The organism is Spirillospora sp. NPDC048824 (assembly GCF_043198455.1).
In the GTDB taxonomy this organism is placed as follows: domain Bacteria; phylum Actinomycetota; class Actinomycetes; order Streptosporangiales; family Streptosporangiaceae; genus Spirillospora.
On sequence record NZ_JBICUS010000001.1, the window covers coordinates 581,007 to 597,606 of the forward strand.

Genomic DNA, 16,600 nt, shown 5'->3' on the forward strand with positions numbered 1-16,600 from the left:
TTCTGCCGTGCCGGAAGCGAAACCCGATACGGCCGGTGTCTCAGGAGTCGCCGACGACGCCGACGCCGCTGAAGTGCGGGACCTCCGGCTCGGTCCAGGGCGAAGGGTCGGGACGCCATCGCGAGCACGACACCACCCCGGGCTCCACAAGGCGCGTCCCCGCGAAGAGCCTCTCGATCCGTTCCGGGGACCGGGCGCAGATCGGCGTCCCGCCTCGGTCCATGACCTCCCGCACCGCCTGCCGCATCGCCTCGCCGTCCAGCTCGTCGGTCGTGGCGTCGCAGGTGTGGGAGATGACCAGGTGGCTGCCCGGGGCGAGCCCGCGCACCAGGTCCGCGACGAGTCGCTGCGCCTCGTCGTCGTCGAGGATGTGGTTCAGGACCCCGAGCAGCATCAGCCCGATCGGACGGTCGAAGTCCAGCGTGCCGGCCGCACCGGCCAGGACCGTCTCCGTGTCGCGGATGTCGGCCTCGATGTAGTCGCAGGCACCATCGGGAGCGCTTTGCAGCAGGGCCCGGGCGTGTGCGAGGACCAGCGGGTCATTGTCGACGTAGACGATCCGGGACGACGGGGCGACGCGCTGCGCGACCTCGTGGGTGTTGTCGACCGTGGGCAGACCCGTCCCGAGATCGAGGAACTGCCGCACTCCCTGCGAGACAAGGAATCGCACCGCGCGGCCGAGGAAGGCCCGGTCCTGTTTGGCGGAAACGGCGATCCCCGGCAGCACCCGCAGGACGGCGTCACCGGCTTCGCGGTCAACGGGGTAGTTGTCCTTGCCGCCGAGCCAGTAATCCCAGATCCGCGCCGAGTGCGGCACGCTCGTGTCGATCTCCGGTCGCGGTTCGTTCGACATCACACTTGTTCCCTCCGGACGGCGGAGATCGTCCATCATTCCGCAATTACACCGGCTCCGGGGAACCGACTCCGATTGGCATGAATTGCCAGTCGCCACGTCTGTTCACCCGAAACAGTGACGAACTTGTCCGGCTCGGCGGGTGGTTCGGTTTCCGGCCTGCGCTGGTCATATCACGGTGAAATCAGTGATCAACTCGGGGGTCTTGTCCGCTTCCGGACGCGGGGTTAGCGTGGCCATCGTCGCACCCCTCGTCGCCGTGATCCTGCCGGCGTCCACCGCCTACGCCCACGGCTACGTCTCCGCGCCGATGAGCCGGCAGGCCCAGTGTGCGGCGGGCGTCGTCCAGTGCGGCGCCATCCGGTGGGAGCCGCAGAGCGTCGAAGGTCCGAAGGGCCTGCGCAGCTGCAGCGGCGGGAACGCGCGCTTCCGCGAACTCGACGATGACGGCAAGGGCTGGCGGGCCGCCTCCGTCGGCAACACGGTGACCTTCACCTGGACGTTCACCGCCCGGCACCGCACGCTCAACTACGAGTACTACGTCGGCGGCCGGCGCGTCGCGGTGGTCGACGGCCACGACCAGCAGCCCCCCTCCAGCGTGTCCCACACCGTCGACCTCGGCGGAGTCAGCGGCCGCCAGAAGGTACTGGCGATCTGGAACATCGCCGACACCGCCAACGCGTTCTACGCCTGCATCGACCTGGAGGTCAGGTGATGCGGCGGCGCGTCCTGACGCTCCTCGGCGCCGCACTTCTCGCGATGACGACGCTGTTCGTCATCCCGGCGGCACCGGCGACCGCCGCGGCGGCCTGCAACGCCCCCGACTGGGTGGCCGGGCAGTGGTACCCGGTGGGCAGCATCGTCCGGTACACCGACGGCAACCACTACATCGCGGTACATGAGAACCCCGGCTACGACCCCGTCATCAGCCACTGGTTCTGGGACCCGCACACCTGCGACGGGCCCGGCGACCCGGGAGACCCCGGCGATCCCGGCGGCTTCGTGGTGAGCCAGGCGCAGTTCCAGCAGATGTTCCCGAGCCGCAACTCCTTCTACACCTACAGCGGCCTGACCGCGGCCATGGGCTCCTTCCCCGCGTTCGCCGACACGGGCGGCGACTGACGGACGGAACCCGGCCCAGGTGCAGAGCCGCGTGAACGCCTACCAGAGGTTCACTCAGATCCTCGGCGTGCCCACCGGCGGCAACCTGACCTGCTGAGGAACCCGGCACCCGACGGACCGCGAACCTCGACCCGCGCCCGGCCGCCCCCCGGGCGCGGGTCGACTCGTCGCGCTCCGGCTCACACGGGTTCCCGGTCCGGGCACCCGGGTCGTTGCAGCGGCTAGGAGCGTTCGAGGGATGCGCGGGCCCATCGTGCCGCCTGGCGGGCGAGTTCGTCCTGCCCGTCGCGGCCGGTGCCGTACTGGATCTCGGCGACCAGGTTGCCGACACGGAAGAGGACCACGGAATCGCCGACCGGGCCGGGCGCGGCGTAGGCGGCCTCGCCGAGGTCGGGGAGCGGCGTGACCCGTCCGGTGGCCTTGGCCCGCTCCTCGGCGAGCAGGCCGCGGGCCGCGGCCGTGCTCGTCGCGGTGCGGAGCGTGAGCCTGAGCCGCTCGTCTCCCTCCGCGAGCGCGGAGGTCTGCCAGACGCAGTCCCGGCTCGGCCGTCCCGTGGACGAGTCGGGACTCTGGTCGCCGTGATTGTGGAAGGTGCGTACCAGCCTGCCCGCCTGCTCCGCGCTGATGAGACCGCACGGGGAGGGCGCGGTCGCGAAAGGGGCCGGTTCGGCCGCGCGGGAGGACGGCTCCGCCCGGGACACCGGAGGTGGCGGGTCGGCCGGATCGCGGGTGGCGATGACCACGACGGTCCCGATGACGACGACCGTCGCCACGGCGACGGCGACGGCGGCGAGGATCCAGGCACGGCCGGTCCTCGGAGACCGCGCGGGAATGGTGGGACGTCCGGTATGGGCGAGACGCGGCGACGGCGGCAGCGCCGCCGGAGGAGGAACGGTCCGCTCGCCCGTCACCAGGGCGCGCAGGTACGCCTCGGCCGCTTCCGCGCTGAGACGCGCCGCCGGATCCTTGGCCAGCAGCCGCTCCAGCAGCGGGCCCAGCGGCCCGGCGGCGCGGGGCGGATCCGGCTCGTCGGCGAGGACGGCCCCGAGCGTGCCCATCAATGAGCCCCGGGCGAAAGGCGGACGGCCCTCGGTCAGGGCGTAGAGCGTCGCGCCCAGGGACCAGAGATCGGACGCGGCACCGCCGAAGTCGTACCGCACCCGTTCGGGCGCCATATAGGCCGGGGACCCGATCAGCGAGCCCGGCCGCGTCAGCGTCGCCTCGCCCTCCAGCGCGGCGATGCCGAAGTCGGTGAGGACGGCGGCCCCATCCTCGCGCAGGAAGATGTTGGCGGGCTTGACGTCCCTGTGCAGGACCCCTTCGGCGTGGGCGGCACGGAGCGCCCCGAGGATCTCCAAGCCGATGCGCGCCACCAGATCGGGCGGCAGGGGGCCGTCGTCGGCGAGCACCGCGTCCAGGGAACGGCCGGGAAGCAGGTCCATGACGATGCACGGCCCGCCGTCCTCGACGACGACATCGTGCACGGTGACGATCGACCTGTGCCGGAGCAGGGCGGCCGCCCTCGCCTCGCGCAGGGCGCGCTGGGCCGCCAGGTCGCGCTGCTCGGGGCTCAGACGTTCGGGGAGCAGAAGCTCCTTGACCGCCACGTCCCGGCCGAGCAGGTCGTCGCGGGCACGCCACACCACGCCCATGCCGCCCTCACCGAGGCGCCGGACGAGCGTGTACCGTCCGGCGAGCGTCCGGGGCGGCGCGGTCATGACCTCGCCGCCGCCCGCGCGACCCAGCGTGCCGCTTCGCGGGCCTCACCCGGGGACGCGGTGCCGCGCTCGTAGAAATGCTCGATCCTCAGCACCGTGCTCTTCACCCGGAGCACGACGGCGGATATGTCCATGGGCTTCGACAGACCCGTGGACGTGTAGGTGAAGGCTTCGTCGCCTATCCCGGCGATTTTGCGCGCCCGGGTCTCCCGCGCCTTCACATGGTCAACGTTGATCTCGGGCCATCCCCAGTAATGGATCCCGGGTGTGGCCGCGTTCTTGGTGCTCACGTACGTGTTGTGCGCCTCGGCGGGCGACTGCGGAGGCGGTCGCCCGGTGGTGCGGCCGAGGTCGCTGATCAGGAATCCGCGTTTGGAGGCGGCCCATCCGCAGGACTCCTCGTCCTCCTCGACCCGGGGCTCGCCCTTGGCCAGCAGCCGGCTCACCTGCTGCCGGGTGAGCAGACCGCACAGGTCGAGCAGGGCGGACGTACTCGGGGACGGCGACGCGGAAGGCGCCGCCCGAGGGGTGGACGCCGACGCCGACTCGGGCGTCACCCGGGCCTCGCCGTCGGAGGCGTTGAGGGCCACGGCTCCGACGGCCACGGCGCCGACCGTGACCACGGCGACGCCCGCCGCGATGGGAACCGCCACCCACCGGGGCCCTCTCCGCGGGGGAGCGGGCCACGGGACCGGAGCCGGGCCGGGCAGCCCCGACGGCCTCCCCGCGGACACATTCCGCAGAACCCGCCGCACGTCCTCGGTCTTCGGCCGCGCGGACGGGTCCTTTCGCAGCAGATACCACAGCAGCGGCGCAAGGGACCCGGCCTGCCGAGGCGGCGCCGGCTCCTCCGCCAGAACGGCCCCCAGGACCGCCATCGGACTGTCCCGCCTGAACGGCGGCCTTCCTTCAACCGCCGTATAGAGGGTGGCGGCCAGTGACCAGAGGTCGGACTCGGGACCGCCCGGCTGCTCCCGCAGCCGCTCCGGGGCGATGTACCCGGGGGAACCGACGAACGTCCCGGTGCGAGTGAGGGCCGGGTCGGCGTCGATTCTCGCGATGCCGAAGTCGGTCAGGACGACCCGGCCGTCCTCGGCGAGCAGCACGTTGCTGGGCTTGACGTCCCGGTGCACGATGCCCTTGGCGTGTGCGGCCTCAAGCGCGTCCAGCACCTCCAGGCCGATCTGCGCGGCCACCGGGGGCGGGCGCGGGCCGTCCCGCAGGAGCACCTCCTCAAGGGACGCGCCGCTCACCAACTCCATGACGATCCACGGCCGCTCGTCCTCGATCACCACGTCGTGCACGGTGATGACGCCGGGGTGGTCGATCAGCGCCGCAGCCCGCGCCTCTCGCTGTGCCCGGCCGGTCGCCACCCGGCGCTCCTCCGCCGTGAGAACGTCCGGGAAGACGATCTCCTTGATCGCCACGGTGCGGCGCAGCGTCACGTCCACGGCGGCCCACACCGTGCCCATTCCCCCGCTGCCGAGCCGTTCCCCCAGGCGGTAGCGGCCGGCGAGCACATGATCTGACACCTGACCCTCGGTCCTCCTGCCATCGGATCGCTGGAAACCGGGCCGGCGAAGACGCCTTGGATGCTGTGCGCCTCCGGCAGGATTCGAACCTGCGGCACCCGCTTTAGGAGAGCGGTGCTCTATCCCCTGAGCTACGGAGGCATGTCGTCGCTCGCGGCAAGAGCGTAGCGGACGGCACCTACAGGGTAGGGGAAGGGGCGCGTTGCCCGCTCCCTCTTATGTGGCGCCCTGGGGCCCTAGGCCTGCTGGGGCCGCTGTGGGTACGCTTCGGTGCCGTGACGGGTCGGCATCGCGGGCAGCCGGGTGGCAAGGCCGCCGAAGACGAGGTGGACGAGAGTTCGTCCCGGGGCAAATGGATCGGCGTCGCCGCCGGTGCCGTCGTGGTGCCCGTCGTGCTGGTCACGTTGATCGTGTTCGGGTCGCGTGAAGAGCCGCCGGGGGACCTTCCGGGGACGGTGGGGACCTCCGCGCAGAAGGTGGCGCCCGCCCCCGCGGGAGAGCCGACGTACGGGAAGTACATACCGCCCGAGCAGGAGCCGCAGGCGGCGACGAAGGCGCCGAGGCGGGCGCCCGCTCCCAGGGCCACACCGCGGCGGACGAGGCGCCCCACGTCGCCGTCGCCGTCGCCGTCGACCAGGAGGCCGTGCCCGCCGGGGTGGGAGGACGTCTGGTGGATGCGCCGGTGGTGCGAGCAGCGCGATGATCGTGACGGTCACCGTGGCCGCTGAACCGATTACGCACAGGTCATCGTAGAACGTGTAGTACCGTTCTGCCGCTGTTCCGTATTTGGGCATCAGGAGGAAAACCACCGTGCCTTACCCCCGGTCGGCGGCGCTGACCGCGGTCTTCCTGGTGATGACGACGCTCTCACCGCTTGGCGCCGCAGGCGCGGCCGAAGGGGACACCCTGGAGTCGTTGCGCCGTGAGGCGTCGAAGGCTCGCGACGAGCTGGAGAAGGCCACGAAGCAGATGAAGGGCCGGAAGAAGGATCTGGACGCCTCGCAGGTCAAGCTGCGGGGCACCCTGAAGGACCTCGCGGTGGCCGAGGCGGAGCTGAACAAGATCCGGGAGCCGCTGGCCAGGCTGGCGAACTCGTCGTACAAGCAGAGCGGATCCGTCGGGTCCATGGCGATCTTCGGTGGGGGCGATCCGAGCCAGGCGCTTCGTTCGACGGCGGACGTGACGTTGCTCGCCAGGTCGCAGCAGGCGCTTGTGGACCGTGCCGACGACCTGCAGTCGCGGCGGAAACGGCTCGCGTCGACCGCCCAGGAACTGCAGTCGCGCAACGCGGTCGAGCAGACCCGCCTCCAGCAGGAGGTGGACGGGTTGAAGAGCAAGTCGGCGCAGCTCACCGAGCAGCTCAACACGATGCTCGACAAGCTGGCGGTGAGCAGGCTGAAGCGTCTGCAGCTCAAATGCGACGAGAGCCTCGCCGCCGACGCCAAGCAGTTCCCCAACGGGCTGATCCCGGCGAAGTATCTCTGTGCCCTGCCGCAGAAGGGGCACAAGCTGCGGGCGGACGCGGCACTGGGCTTCTACAAGCTGAACGCGTCGTACAAGCGCCGGTTCGGCCGCGACATGTGCGTCACGGACGCGTACCGGAGCCTGTCGGAGCAGCACTCGGTCTACGCGCGGAGGCCCGGTTTCGCGGCCGTCCCCGGGACGAGCAACCACGGCAAGGGCCAGGCGCTCGACCTCTGCGGCGGCATTCAGCGCTCGGGCTCCGTCCAGTTCAACTGGATGGAGGCCAACGCAGGGAAGTTCGGATGGATCCACCCGGCGTGGGCCTACAGCAGCCCGTTCGAGCCGTGGCACTGGGAGTTCGGCACCGAGAACGAATGACCCGGACCGAATCGCCCCTTCCATGGCCGTCTGCGCGCGGGGTGTCGCCTTCGGACATCGCCCGAGGGCGACACACGGCACGGGCGTACCGAGGCTAGGCGGAGCCGCCCTGGTAGGGGACCTCGGTGGCGGGGACGACCTCGGCGGTGCAGTAGCGGCAGCGGCGGGCCTTCACGGGGATGTCGCTGAGGCACTGCGGGCACTCGTGCTCGGTGGCCTCCTTACCCCGGTCCATGCGCTCGATCAGCTTGGCCGTCGGCAGCACCACGAGGAAGTAGACGATCGCCGCCGTGATGACGAACGCGATCGCCGAGGTCACGAAGATTCCATAAGGGAACTTGGTGCCGTTGATCGTCACGGCCAGGGCCGTGTAGTCGGGCTCGCCGCCGATCAACGCGATCAGCGGTGTGATGAAGGAACTCGCGAAGTCCTTCACGAGGCTGGCGAACGCTGCTCCGACGACGAACGCGACCGCGAGTTCGACGAGGTTTCCGCGCAGGAGGAACTTTTTGAAACCACTCATGCCGGCTCCGGGGAATCGGGGGTGCGCCCGCCGGGGGAACGGGAGCGCAGGAACGGCCACGGATAGTAATGAAACCTGGCGAGACATGCCAAGCGGACTCGTTGCCGGCCGGGTCGTCAGGGGACGGGGTCGCCTTGACGGGGGGCGATCGTCAGGGTCAGGGGAGCGGGGGCGGCCGCGAGGGCGAGGGCCTGGGCTCTGTCGGTCGCGAGGACTATCAGGGCGCCCTGCCGGCCGCCGGCTTCGTTCGGTGCGGGGACGGTGATGACGGACACCGATGACACCACTACCCGGGCGTCGCCTCGTAGCCGGCCCGCGGTGGCGTCGGGCAAGGCGGGCGGTGCCGGGCCGGTCAGGACGTCGATGTGGTCGCCGGGGTGGAGGAGGCGGACGGCGTCGCCGTCGGCGATGCGGACCGGGGTGGCGACCGTGCCGGGGCCGTAGGCGCGGAGCAGGCCGTCGCCGACGACGCGGGCGTCGGTGAGGGGTTCGCCTTCGCGCATGGGGGCGGCGAGGACGCGGCCGGTGCCGGAGCGGAGGGTGCCGGACGGGACGGCGGCGGGCGGCAGGTCCACGTGGTGCACGTCGGATGGGGCGAGGGTGGCTCCGGCCGGGAGGTCGCGGGCGGCGGCGAGGACGCGGACGGACGGCGGCGGGGCCGGGCGCAGCGCCATGAAGGCGAGGCCGGCGGCGGCCGCGGCGAGCAGTGCCGCGAGCGGCCGTCGCAGGCCGGCTAAGCGGGCGTTCACGGCAGCTCCAGGGGGAGCTTCATGCCCTCCAGGACGTCCGGGCAGGGGCAGGCGCGCTCGGTGGGCAGCGTCTTGACGACGTCGGCCACGAGTGTGCGGAGACGGTCGATGTTCTCGCCGAAGACGCGGAGGACCTCCTCCATGGTGACGCCCTCACCCTCCTCGATGCCCGCGTCGAGGTCTGTGACGAGGCACAGGGACGTGTAGCAGAGGGCGAGTTCCCGGGCGAGGACGGCCTCGGGGTGGCCGGTCATCCCGATGAGCGTCCAGCCCTGGGAGGCGAACCACTGCGATTCCGCCCGGGTCGAGAAGCGCGGCCCCTCGATGACGACGAGGGTGCCGCGGTCGACGGGGGCCCAGCCGGCCGTCCGCGCGGACTCCGCGGCGGCGCGGCGGCCCGCCGGGCAGTACGGGTCGGAGAACGACACGTGCACGGCGGCGCCCGCCTCGTAGTAGGTCTGCTCGCGCCCGGACGTGCGATCGGCGAGCTGGTCGGGGATGGCGAGCGTGCCCGGGCCGTGGCCGGGGGTGAGGGAGCCGACCGCGCTCGGCGCCAGGACCTGCCGGACGCCGAGTGAGCGCAGCGCCCACATGTTGGCCCGGTACGGGATCTTGTGCGGCGGGAACCGGTGGTCGCGGCCGTGCCGGGGGACGAACGCGACGCGGCGGCCCGCCAGCTCGCCGACGGCGATGGGGTCGCTGGGAGGGCCGTACGGGGTCTCGACCCGCACCTCCTCGACGTCGTGGAGGAACGAGTAGAACCCGGAGCCGCCGATGACCCCGATCTCGGCGGCTGGCGGTGCGGCGGAAGGCTGAGTGGACATGCGCCGACATTAGCCACCTCGCGCAGGCGCCCGGGAGGCCGTCCGCCGATTGTGGATAACTCCGCGTCCAAAGCCGGAAGAGCCGACAGGACCGGAAGAGCCGAAGGGGGCCCGGCCGAAGCCGGGCCCCCTTCCCTTCCCGTCCCGGCCGGAGCCGGGGTCGGTGGCGGCGTCAGCCGACCGGGTCGAGCACCTTGGGCGGGTCGGCGACCGGCTCGCGCTTGGCGAGGCGGCCCGGCGCCCAGATCCGCCGCCCGATGTCGTACGACAGCGCGGGAAGCAGCAGGGACCGGACGATGAGGGTGTCGAGCAGAACCCCGAACGCGACCGCGAAGCCCATCTCGACCATGAACACCAGCGGCAGCGTGACCATGGAGGCGAACGTGGCCGCCAGGACCAGGCCCGCCGAGGTGATCACACCGCCGGTGACGGTGAGGCCGCGCTGGATGCCGCGGCGGGTGCCGAGGGCCTGCGATTCCTCCCGGACGCGGTGCATCAGGAAGATGTTGTAGTCGACGCCCAGTGCGACCAGGAAGATGAAGGCCAGCAGCGGGAAGCCGGAGTCGGTCCCCTCGAACCCGAACCCGTACTCGAAGATCACCGCACAGGCGCCGAGCGAGGCCAGGAACGACAGGACCACGGTGCCCATCATCAGCAGCGGCGCGATGAGGGCGCGCAGCAGTGCGACGAGGATCAGGAACACCACGGCCAGCACGATCGGGATGATCACCTTGTTGTCGCGGGACGAGGCCCGCTGGATGTCCAGGGACGTCGCGGTCATGCCGCCGACCTTGGCGTTCGCGGACGGGACGTCGTGCACGGCGGCGCGCAGCCGGTCGATGGTCGCGCGGGCGGCCTCGCCGTCCGCCGCGTCCTTCAGCGTCGCCTCGTATTTGACCAGCCCGTTCACCGTGGCCGGTGCGCCGATCTGGGCGACGCCGGACGTACCGCGGACGGTCTCGGCGATCTTGTCGGACGCCGATGCGGAGCCGATGACGACGGCCGGGGAACCCGAGCCGGCGGGGTAGTGCCGGGCGACGGCCTCCGTGCCCTGGACGGAGTCGGGGCGTCCGGTGAACATCCCCGCGTCCGAGAGGCCGTCGGCCTTGAGCGTGCCCAGGCCGAGGCTGAGGACGATCAGGCCGAGCATGGTGGCGGCCCAGAGCGCGCGCGGGCGCTTGCGGATGAGACCGGCCACCCGGCTCCAGATGCCGTGCTCCGACTCGTACGCCTCCGGCTCCAGGTACTTGACGTCGTAGCGGGGGATCAGCGGCCAGAACAGCCACCGTCCGCAGATGACGAGCAGCGCCGGCAGGAGGGTCGTCATCGCGGCGAGGGCGGTCAGGACGCCCGCGGCGGCCACGGGACCCATGCCCGCGGTGGAGTTCATCTCGGCGAGCAGCAGGCACAGCAGGCCGACCGCGACGGTGGCGGCGGACGCGATGATGGCGGGTCCGGCGCGGTGCAGCGCGTAGGCCATGGCCTCGTGCCGGTCCTCGTGGCGGTGCAGTTCCTCCCGATAACGGGCGACGAGCAGCAGTGCGTAGTCGGTGGCGACGCCGAAGACGAGGACGGTCAGGATTCCGGCGCTCTGGCCGTTGACGGTGAGGTCCCCGTACTTGGCCAGCAGATACACCAGTGATTGGGCCAGCCCGAGGGCGAAGAGGGCGCTCAGCACCGGCACGAACCAGAGCATCGGGCTGCGGTAGATGATGAGCAGAAGGACGATGACGACGGAGCCCGCGGCCATGAGCAGGAACCCGTCGATGGTCTCGAAGACCTCGAACTGGTCGGCGCCGCTTCCGGCGGGGCCGGTGACGTGCGAGGCCAGCCCGGGAGGTCCGCGCTCGGCGAGTTCACGCGCCCCGTCGACGGCGCCGGTCAGGTCCTCGTCCGTGAGGGGCACGAGGGTCTGCAGCGCTTTCCCGTCCTCGGACGGGATCGGGCCCTGTACCTTCTGTGCGCCGGGCAGGTTCTGCAATGCGGAGACGTCCGAGGCGGCCTTCGCGCGGTCCTCGGCGGTGATTCCCCCGGCGCGTTCGTAGACGACGACCGCGAGCATCGTCTCGTCCTTGCGGAACTGTTCTTCCAGTTCGACGACCTGGGTCGATTCGGCTCCGGCGGGGAGCCAGGACGCCGCGTCGTTCTCCTCGACGTCGCCGAGCTTGCCGGCCAGGGGGCCGAGGGCGACGAGCAGGACGACCCACAGGGCCAGGACTGCCCACTTGGTGCGCCTGCCGGCGATCAGTCCGGCCAGACGGTGCGCCCACGTTCTGGGGGGAGCCGGGCTCTGTGTGCTCATGGTTCCTCTCCTGTGCACTTTCCGAAAAGAGAGCCGGCCTGCCGGTCGACCCTCATCCCCTAGATCGTCGTCGGATGGCACCGCCGGCGCCTCCGGCGTGAGATTGGACCTGGGCTACGTCGTCTGGGGCACGTGCCGCCACCGCGGCTACCACCTGAGATGTAGTCCGCACCATGGCCAGGAGGAAATAACCGGAGGGTATCCCCGATTATCTCCGGTGCGGTACTTCCAGTGCGACCGCCACCGAGGATGTGCAGGACATGCGGCTGCCCGGGCATGGCGAAAGCCGGGAGATCCGCCGGCCGCACCAGAGGGGCGGCGGATCTCCCGGCTTGCAGTGCGCGGGGCCCGGAGGAGCTCCGAAAGGCGTCAGGCGACCTTTTCGGAGGACGAGGAGGAGGACGACGCCGTACCGGAGGACGAGGAGGAGTCGCTACCAGAGGACGAGGAGGAAGACGACGAAGACTTCTCCGACTTCTCCGACTTGGAGGAGTCGGACGACGACGAGTCGCCGTTCGAGGCGGAGCCGTTGGACGAGACGCCCGCGGTCGAGGTCTTGCCGGAACCGCGGCTGTCGGTGCGGTAGAAGCCCGACCCCTTGAAGATGATCCCCGCCGCCGAGAAGACCTTGCGCAGCCTGCCCTGGCAAGCCGGGCATTCGGTCAGCGCGTCGTCGCTGAACTTCTGCACGACCTCCAGAGGCTCGGCGCACTCGGTGCAAACGTACTGATACGTCGGCACGGTTCCTCCTCGCTGACTCAGCCCGGCTCAACCCGGGCTGGCACTCACTGTGAACGACTGCTAATGCTACCCGGTAGCGGAAACAGGATTCGCCCCTGGTCTGTTCCTGACCGGCCTGGTCTGCTTCTGACCGGTCAGATGCCCTTCTCACCGAACCAGCCGGCCAGCCTGCCCTTCCGGCTGACCGCGCGCAGACGGCGTTCCGTGGCCTCACGCACGGCGTCGGTGGTCACGACCAGGAGGGTGTCACCCGCTTGCAGAGGCGTGGTGGGTTCCGGGACGAAGCTGGACCCGTTCCGCACGATGAGCGTGACGGACGCGCCGGGCGGCAGCCGCAGCTCGAAGATCTCCACGCCGTTCAGCATCGAGTCCGCCGGGATCCGGACCTCCAGCAGGTCGGCGTGCAATTCCTCCAGCGGCGCCGCCTCCACGTCCAGTTCCCGGGTCTGCTCGTCGCTCTCCAGCCGGCACCAGCGCGCCGCCAGCGGCAGTGTGGGCCCCTGGAGCAGAGTGAAGACCACCACGATGGTGAAGACGATCGAGAAGATCCGGCCGGACGACTCGACCCCCTGCGCCATCGGGATGGTGGCGAGCACGATCGGGACGGCGCCGCGCAGCCCGGCCCAGGACGCGAACATCTTCTCGCCCCACGACATCTTGAACCCGATCGTGGACAGCACGATCGACACGGGACGCGCGATCAGCAGCAGCACGAACCCGATCAGCAGCGCGGGCACGATCTGGCCGGGCAGTTCGCCGGGGGAGGCCAGCAGGCCCAGCATCACGAACACCCCGATCTGGGCCAGCCAGGCGATGCCCTCGGCGAAGCCGCGGGTGGCGGGCCGGTGCGGGAGCCGGGCGTTGCCGAGGACGACACCGGCGACGTAAACGGCGAGGAACCCGCTGGCGTGCAGCAGCGACGCGACGGCGTAGGCGCCGATGGCCAGCGACAGCACCGCGATCGGGTAGAGGCCGGAGGCGGGCAGCGCGAGGCGGCGCAGCCCCTGCGCACCGAGCCAGGCGATGCCGATGCCGATGAGGGCGCCGGCGGCCAGCTCGTACACCATCAGGCCGAACAGCTCGCCGAGGTGGGGTGCGCTGGTGTGGGTGCTGAGCGCGATCACGATGATCACGACGGGCGCGTCGTTGAAGCCGGACTCGGCCTCCAGCAGCCCGGACAGCCGGGACGGCAGCGGTAGCCGCCGCAGCACGGAGAACACGGCGGCCGCGTCGGTCGGGGCGAGCACGGCGCCGAGCAGGAACGCCGGCCGCCAGTCCATGTCGACCAGCCACATCGCGGACAGCGCCACCACGACGATGCTGATCAGCGTGCCGATCGTGGACACCGCGATGGCGGCGGGCACCGAGGGCCGCACGTGCCGCCAGCTGGTGGTGACACCGCCCTCGGCGAGGATCAGGACGAGCGCGGCGAAGCCGAGCGTATGAGCCAGCTCGACGTCGTCGAAGTTGATGTGGAGGGGGCCGGACTCGCCGATGAAAAGGCCGAGGCCCATGTACGCCAGGAGGGACGGCAGGCCGGCCCGATGGGACAGCCTGACCGCGACGATGGCGCTGAGTACGAGCGTGGCCCCGAGGAGTAGCCAGATGTCGAGATGCACATCCCACCCTTCGGGGTCGTCAAAGTTGATCGTTTAGGAATCCTACAGATTCACGGGCCGATCGCATATTTGCGGTTGAGGGATGGCATGCCGGGGATCCCCGTTATCGCCGTCTGACGTGCGGGTTCACACCGTTGACCACATTCTGCACCTCGCGTCCCTCGACGGCCGCGGTGACGTTGTCGCGCACGGCCGCCACGAGGTTCAACTGTGACTGCACGGACGTCCCGGCCGCGTGCGGAGACACCAGCACGTCCTCGTGGGTGCGGAGCGGATGGTCCGCTCCAAGGGGCTCCTCGTCGAACACGTCCAGGGCCGCGCCCGCCAGCCGTCCCGACTCCAAGGCCGCGACGATGGCGTCGTCCGGCACGATGCCCCCGCGCGCCACGTTCACCAGCAGCGCGTCGTCCGGCAGCAGGGCGAGACGTTCGGGACCGATCAGCCCGCGGGTCTCGTCCGTCAGCGGCAGGGCGAGGACGACGATGTCGGACGTGGCCAGCAGGTCGTCCAGCTCCCTGAACCTGGCCGCGGCCTCTGGACGAGGACGCCTCGTCCAGTAGGAGACGGCGCAGCCGAGCGCCGCGAACAGCCGCGCCGCCTCGGCGCCGATCGCGCCGAATCCGACGATGCCTACGCGCTGGGTGTGGATCTCGCGGGGCCGCCGGGCGACCACCTCCATCTGCGGCCACCCGCCCGCGCGGACGCCCCGGTCGGCCCAGGCGAGATGGCGGCACAGCGCGAACGACGCACCCACCGCCCACTCGGCGACCCCGCGCGCGTTGAAGCCCGCCGCGTTCGCCGCGGGCACGTCCGCGGCGGTGAGCGCGGCGATGTCGATGCTGTCCGTCCCGACGGCGGGCATCTGGACGAACGCCAGGCGCGGCGCGGCCCGTACGGCTTCGGCGTCCATGGCCAGCCGTCCGCTGAAGTCGGCGATCACGATGTCGGCGCCGGGAAGCGCGGACAGCATCGCGGCGCGCTCCCTGGCCTGCGGGAACATCACCTCCGCGGCGTCCCCGAGCGGTTCGAACAGCCGCCGGACGACGTGCTGGTCGATCGGGGGCAGGGACAGGATCCGCCACGGCGCCGTCATCTGGAACCTCCCGTTCCTCCCCCGCCCGACCGCTACCGCGATCTTGCCTTCCTCACTCTAATGAGCCCCGCGGACGACCCGCCCGGCCCGGGTCGCCGGCCCGCTCGTCAGCCGAGGCGGACGAGGCCCTGCGACGGCGTCACGGCCGCGCGGACGCGCTGGTCGTGCGGTTCGGCCGGCACGGTCTGCAGAAGCTCCTGGTCGTACAGCAGCGCCACGGTCAGGATCGCCGGGCCGACCCGGGCGAGCGCCCGGTCGTAAGACCCGCCGCCGCGGCCGAGGCGCATCCCGGTGCGGTCGGCGGCGAGCGCCGGGACGAGAACGACGTCAGCGCTGGCCACCGCGCCGGGCCCGCGGGGCGGCTCGGACGGCTCCGGGCATCCGCCCGGCCCTGGGACGAGCGAGTCGGGGCCCTCATAGGACGCCCAGTCGAGATCGCCGTCCGGGAGCAGCCGGGGGAGCAGCACGTAGGTGCCGCGCTTCCACAGCGCGAACAGCAGCCCGCGGGTGTCCGGTTCGGTGCCGATCGAGACGTACGCCGCGACGGTCCCCGCCATCTCGACCTCGGGGACCGGCAGCAGCGCGTCCCGGATCGATCTCCCGGCCGCCGCGCGGGCTTCGGGCGGCATCGCCGCACGTCTGCCGATCAGTTCGGCTCGTAGGTCGCTCTTCGAAACGATGTCCTGCACGCTGCCGTCCTCGTGGGTGGCTAGGGTCATTACATGGCCGACACTGCACCTGTGCTCAAGGCGGTCGTCCCGGCGGCCGGTCTCGGTACCCGATTCTTGCCCGCCACCAAGGCGACTCCCAAGGAAATGCTGCCCATCGTCGACAAACCTGCGATCCAGTACGTCGTCGAGGAGGCGGTGGACGCGGGTCTCAGCGACGTCCTGATGGTCACCGGCCGCAGCAAGCGGTCCATCGAGGACCACTTCGACCGGGCGTACGAGCTGGAGGAGGCACTGCGCGCCAAGGGCGACGACGAGCGCCTCAACGCCGTCCATGCGTCCAGTGACCTGGCCATCATGCATTATGTGCGGCAGGGCGAGCCACGCGGGCTCGGGCACGCGGTGCACTGCGCCCGCCAGCACGTCGGCCACGAGCCCTTCGCGGTGCTGCTCGGCGACGACATGATCGACGCGCGCGACAACCTGCTGCGGCGCATGATCGAAGTGCGGGGGCGGTACGGCGGCAGCGTGGTCGCGCTGATGGAGGTCGAGCCCGACCAGGTCTCCTCGTACGGGTGCGCGGCCATCGAGGCGACCGGCGAGGACGACGTCGTCCGGATCTCCGACCTCGTCGAGAAGCCCTCCGCCGAGGAGGCGCCGAGCAACTGGATCATCATCGGCCGGTACGTCTGCGACCCCGCGGTGTTCGACGTCCTGGAGAAGACCCCGCCGGGACGCGGCGGCGAGATCCAGCTGACCGACGCCCTGCGCACCCTCGCCGACACGCCCGCCGACCAGGGCGGCGGCGTCTACGGGGTCAAGTTCCGGGGACGCCGCTACGACACGGGCAACAAGCTCGAATACCTGCGGACGGTCGTCCAGTTCGCCTCGGAACGCCCCGACCTGGCGCCGGAGTTCATCCCGTGGCTGCGTGAGTTCGTGCGCGAGTACGACGCGTCCGGCGGCGTGGGCGGCTCCGGGGACTCGTGACGACACGTCACACTGGGGCCGTGG

16 protein-coding genes and 1 tRNA gene are annotated in these 16,600 nt (G+C 71.2%); 5 read left to right on the forward strand and 12 right to left on the reverse strand.

What is annotated here, in order from left to right; translation table 11 throughout:
* Positions 1 to 40: 40 nt before the first annotated feature.
* Positions 41 to 853 carry an SAM-dependent methyltransferase gene (locus tag ACGFIS_RS02595; RefSeq protein WP_392910379.1) on the reverse strand — a complete coding sequence of 271 codons (813 nt, stop codon included), beginning with the start codon at positions 851 to 853 and terminating at the stop codon, positions 41 to 43.
* A gap of 232 nt (positions 854 to 1,085) precedes the next feature.
* On the opposite strand from ACGFIS_RS02595, the gene ACGFIS_RS02600 reads away from it, so the two are divergent.
* Together ACGFIS_RS02600 and ACGFIS_RS02605 are read left to right on the forward strand one after the other, a co-directional pair.
* Entirely contained in the window at positions 1,086 to 1,568 is a 483-nt protein-coding gene (locus ACGFIS_RS02600) for a lytic polysaccharide monooxygenase auxiliary activity family 9 protein (protein WP_392969147.1), read from the forward strand.
* Positions 1,568 to 1,975, forward strand: a complete 408-nt coding sequence (locus ACGFIS_RS02605; protein WP_392910377.1) for a hypothetical protein — start codon at positions 1,568 to 1,570, stop codon at positions 1,973 to 1,975. Before ACGFIS_RS02600 ends, ACGFIS_RS02605 begins: the two co-directional genes overlap by 1 nt.
* 221 nt (positions 1,976 to 2,196) lie before the next feature.
* Here the strand turns inward: ACGFIS_RS02605 and ACGFIS_RS02610 are convergent, their stop codons facing one another.
* From ACGFIS_RS02610 to ACGFIS_RS02620, 3 genes are all read right to left on the reverse strand, one after another.
* Positions 2,197 to 3,693: a serine/threonine-protein kinase gene (locus ACGFIS_RS02610; RefSeq protein WP_392910375.1), complete on the reverse strand. Its 1,497-nt coding sequence runs from the start codon at positions 3,691 to 3,693 to the stop codon at positions 2,197 to 2,199.
* A complete protein-coding gene (locus ACGFIS_RS02615; protein WP_392969150.1) occupies positions 3,690 to 5,225 on the reverse strand; it encodes a serine/threonine-protein kinase in 1,536 nt (511 codons plus the stop codon). Before ACGFIS_RS02615 ends, ACGFIS_RS02610 begins: the two co-directional genes overlap by 4 nt.
* Positions 5,226 to 5,293: 68 nt before the next feature.
* Positions 5,294 to 5,366: transfer RNA gene (locus tag ACGFIS_RS02620), tRNA-Arg, on the reverse strand.
* 134 nt (positions 5,367 to 5,500) lie between these two features.
* On the opposite strand from ACGFIS_RS02620, the gene ACGFIS_RS02625 reads away from it, so the two are divergent.
* Both ACGFIS_RS02625 and ACGFIS_RS02630 read left to right on the forward strand, forming a co-directional pair.
* A complete protein-coding gene (locus ACGFIS_RS02625) occupies positions 5,501 to 5,953 on the forward strand; it encodes a hypothetical protein (protein WP_392910371.1) in 453 nt (150 codons plus the stop codon).
* Between the two features lie 82 nt (positions 5,954 to 6,035).
* A complete protein-coding gene (locus tag ACGFIS_RS02630) occupies positions 6,036 to 7,067 on the forward strand; it encodes a D-alanyl-D-alanine carboxypeptidase family protein (protein WP_392910369.1) in 1,032 nt (343 codons plus the stop codon).
* A 94-nt stretch (positions 7,068 to 7,161) separates the two neighbouring features.
* Here the strand turns inward: ACGFIS_RS02630 and mscL are convergent, their stop codons facing one another.
* From mscL to ACGFIS_RS02670, 8 genes are all read right to left on the reverse strand, one after another.
* Positions 7,162 to 7,590: a large conductance mechanosensitive channel protein MscL gene (mscL, locus tag ACGFIS_RS02635; RefSeq protein WP_392910366.1), complete on the reverse strand. Its 429-nt coding sequence runs from the start codon at positions 7,588 to 7,590 to the stop codon at positions 7,162 to 7,164.
* 116 nt (positions 7,591 to 7,706) lie between these two features.
* A complete protein-coding gene (locus ACGFIS_RS02640; protein ID WP_392910363.1) occupies positions 7,707 to 8,339 on the reverse strand; it encodes an SAF domain-containing protein in 633 nt (210 codons plus the stop codon).
* Entirely contained in the window at positions 8,336 to 9,163 is an 828-nt protein-coding gene (locus tag ACGFIS_RS02645) for an S-methyl-5'-thioadenosine phosphorylase (RefSeq protein WP_392910361.1), read from the reverse strand. Before ACGFIS_RS02645 ends, ACGFIS_RS02640 begins: the two co-directional genes overlap by 4 nt.
* Before the next feature lie 172 nt (positions 9,164 to 9,335).
* Entirely contained in the window at positions 9,336 to 11,465 is a 2,130-nt protein-coding gene (locus ACGFIS_RS02650) for an MMPL family transporter (RefSeq protein WP_392910359.1), read from the reverse strand.
* Positions 11,466 to 11,834: 369 nt separating this feature from the next.
* Entirely contained in the window at positions 11,835 to 12,206 is a 372-nt protein-coding gene (locus ACGFIS_RS02655; RefSeq protein ID WP_392910357.1) for an FmdB family zinc ribbon protein, read from the reverse strand.
* A 134-nt stretch (positions 12,207 to 12,340) separates the two neighbouring features.
* The gene (locus tag ACGFIS_RS02660) at positions 12,341 to 13,825 is read right to left on the reverse strand and encodes a potassium/proton antiporter (protein ID WP_392969153.1); all 1,485 of its coding nucleotides are present in this window, start codon (positions 13,823 to 13,825) and stop codon (positions 12,341 to 12,343) included.
* Between the two features lie 103 nt (positions 13,826 to 13,928).
* Positions 13,929 to 14,918, reverse strand: a complete 990-nt coding sequence (locus ACGFIS_RS02665; RefSeq protein WP_392910353.1) for an NAD(P)-dependent oxidoreductase — start codon at positions 14,916 to 14,918, stop codon at positions 13,929 to 13,931.
* Between the two features lie 107 nt (positions 14,919 to 15,025).
* Positions 15,026 to 15,607, reverse strand: a complete 582-nt coding sequence (locus ACGFIS_RS02670; RefSeq protein WP_392969156.1) for a 5-formyltetrahydrofolate cyclo-ligase — start codon at positions 15,605 to 15,607, stop codon at positions 15,026 to 15,028.
* Between the two features lie 33 nt (positions 15,608 to 15,640).
* Between ACGFIS_RS02670 and galU the strand changes: the two genes are divergently transcribed.
* Positions 15,641 to 16,576 (forward strand): UTP--glucose-1-phosphate uridylyltransferase GalU, encoded by a 936-nt coding sequence (gene galU, locus ACGFIS_RS02675; protein WP_392910349.1) that lies wholly within the window; start codon positions 15,641 to 15,643, stop codon positions 16,574 to 16,576.
* Positions 16,577 to 16,600 lie beyond the last annotated feature (24 nt).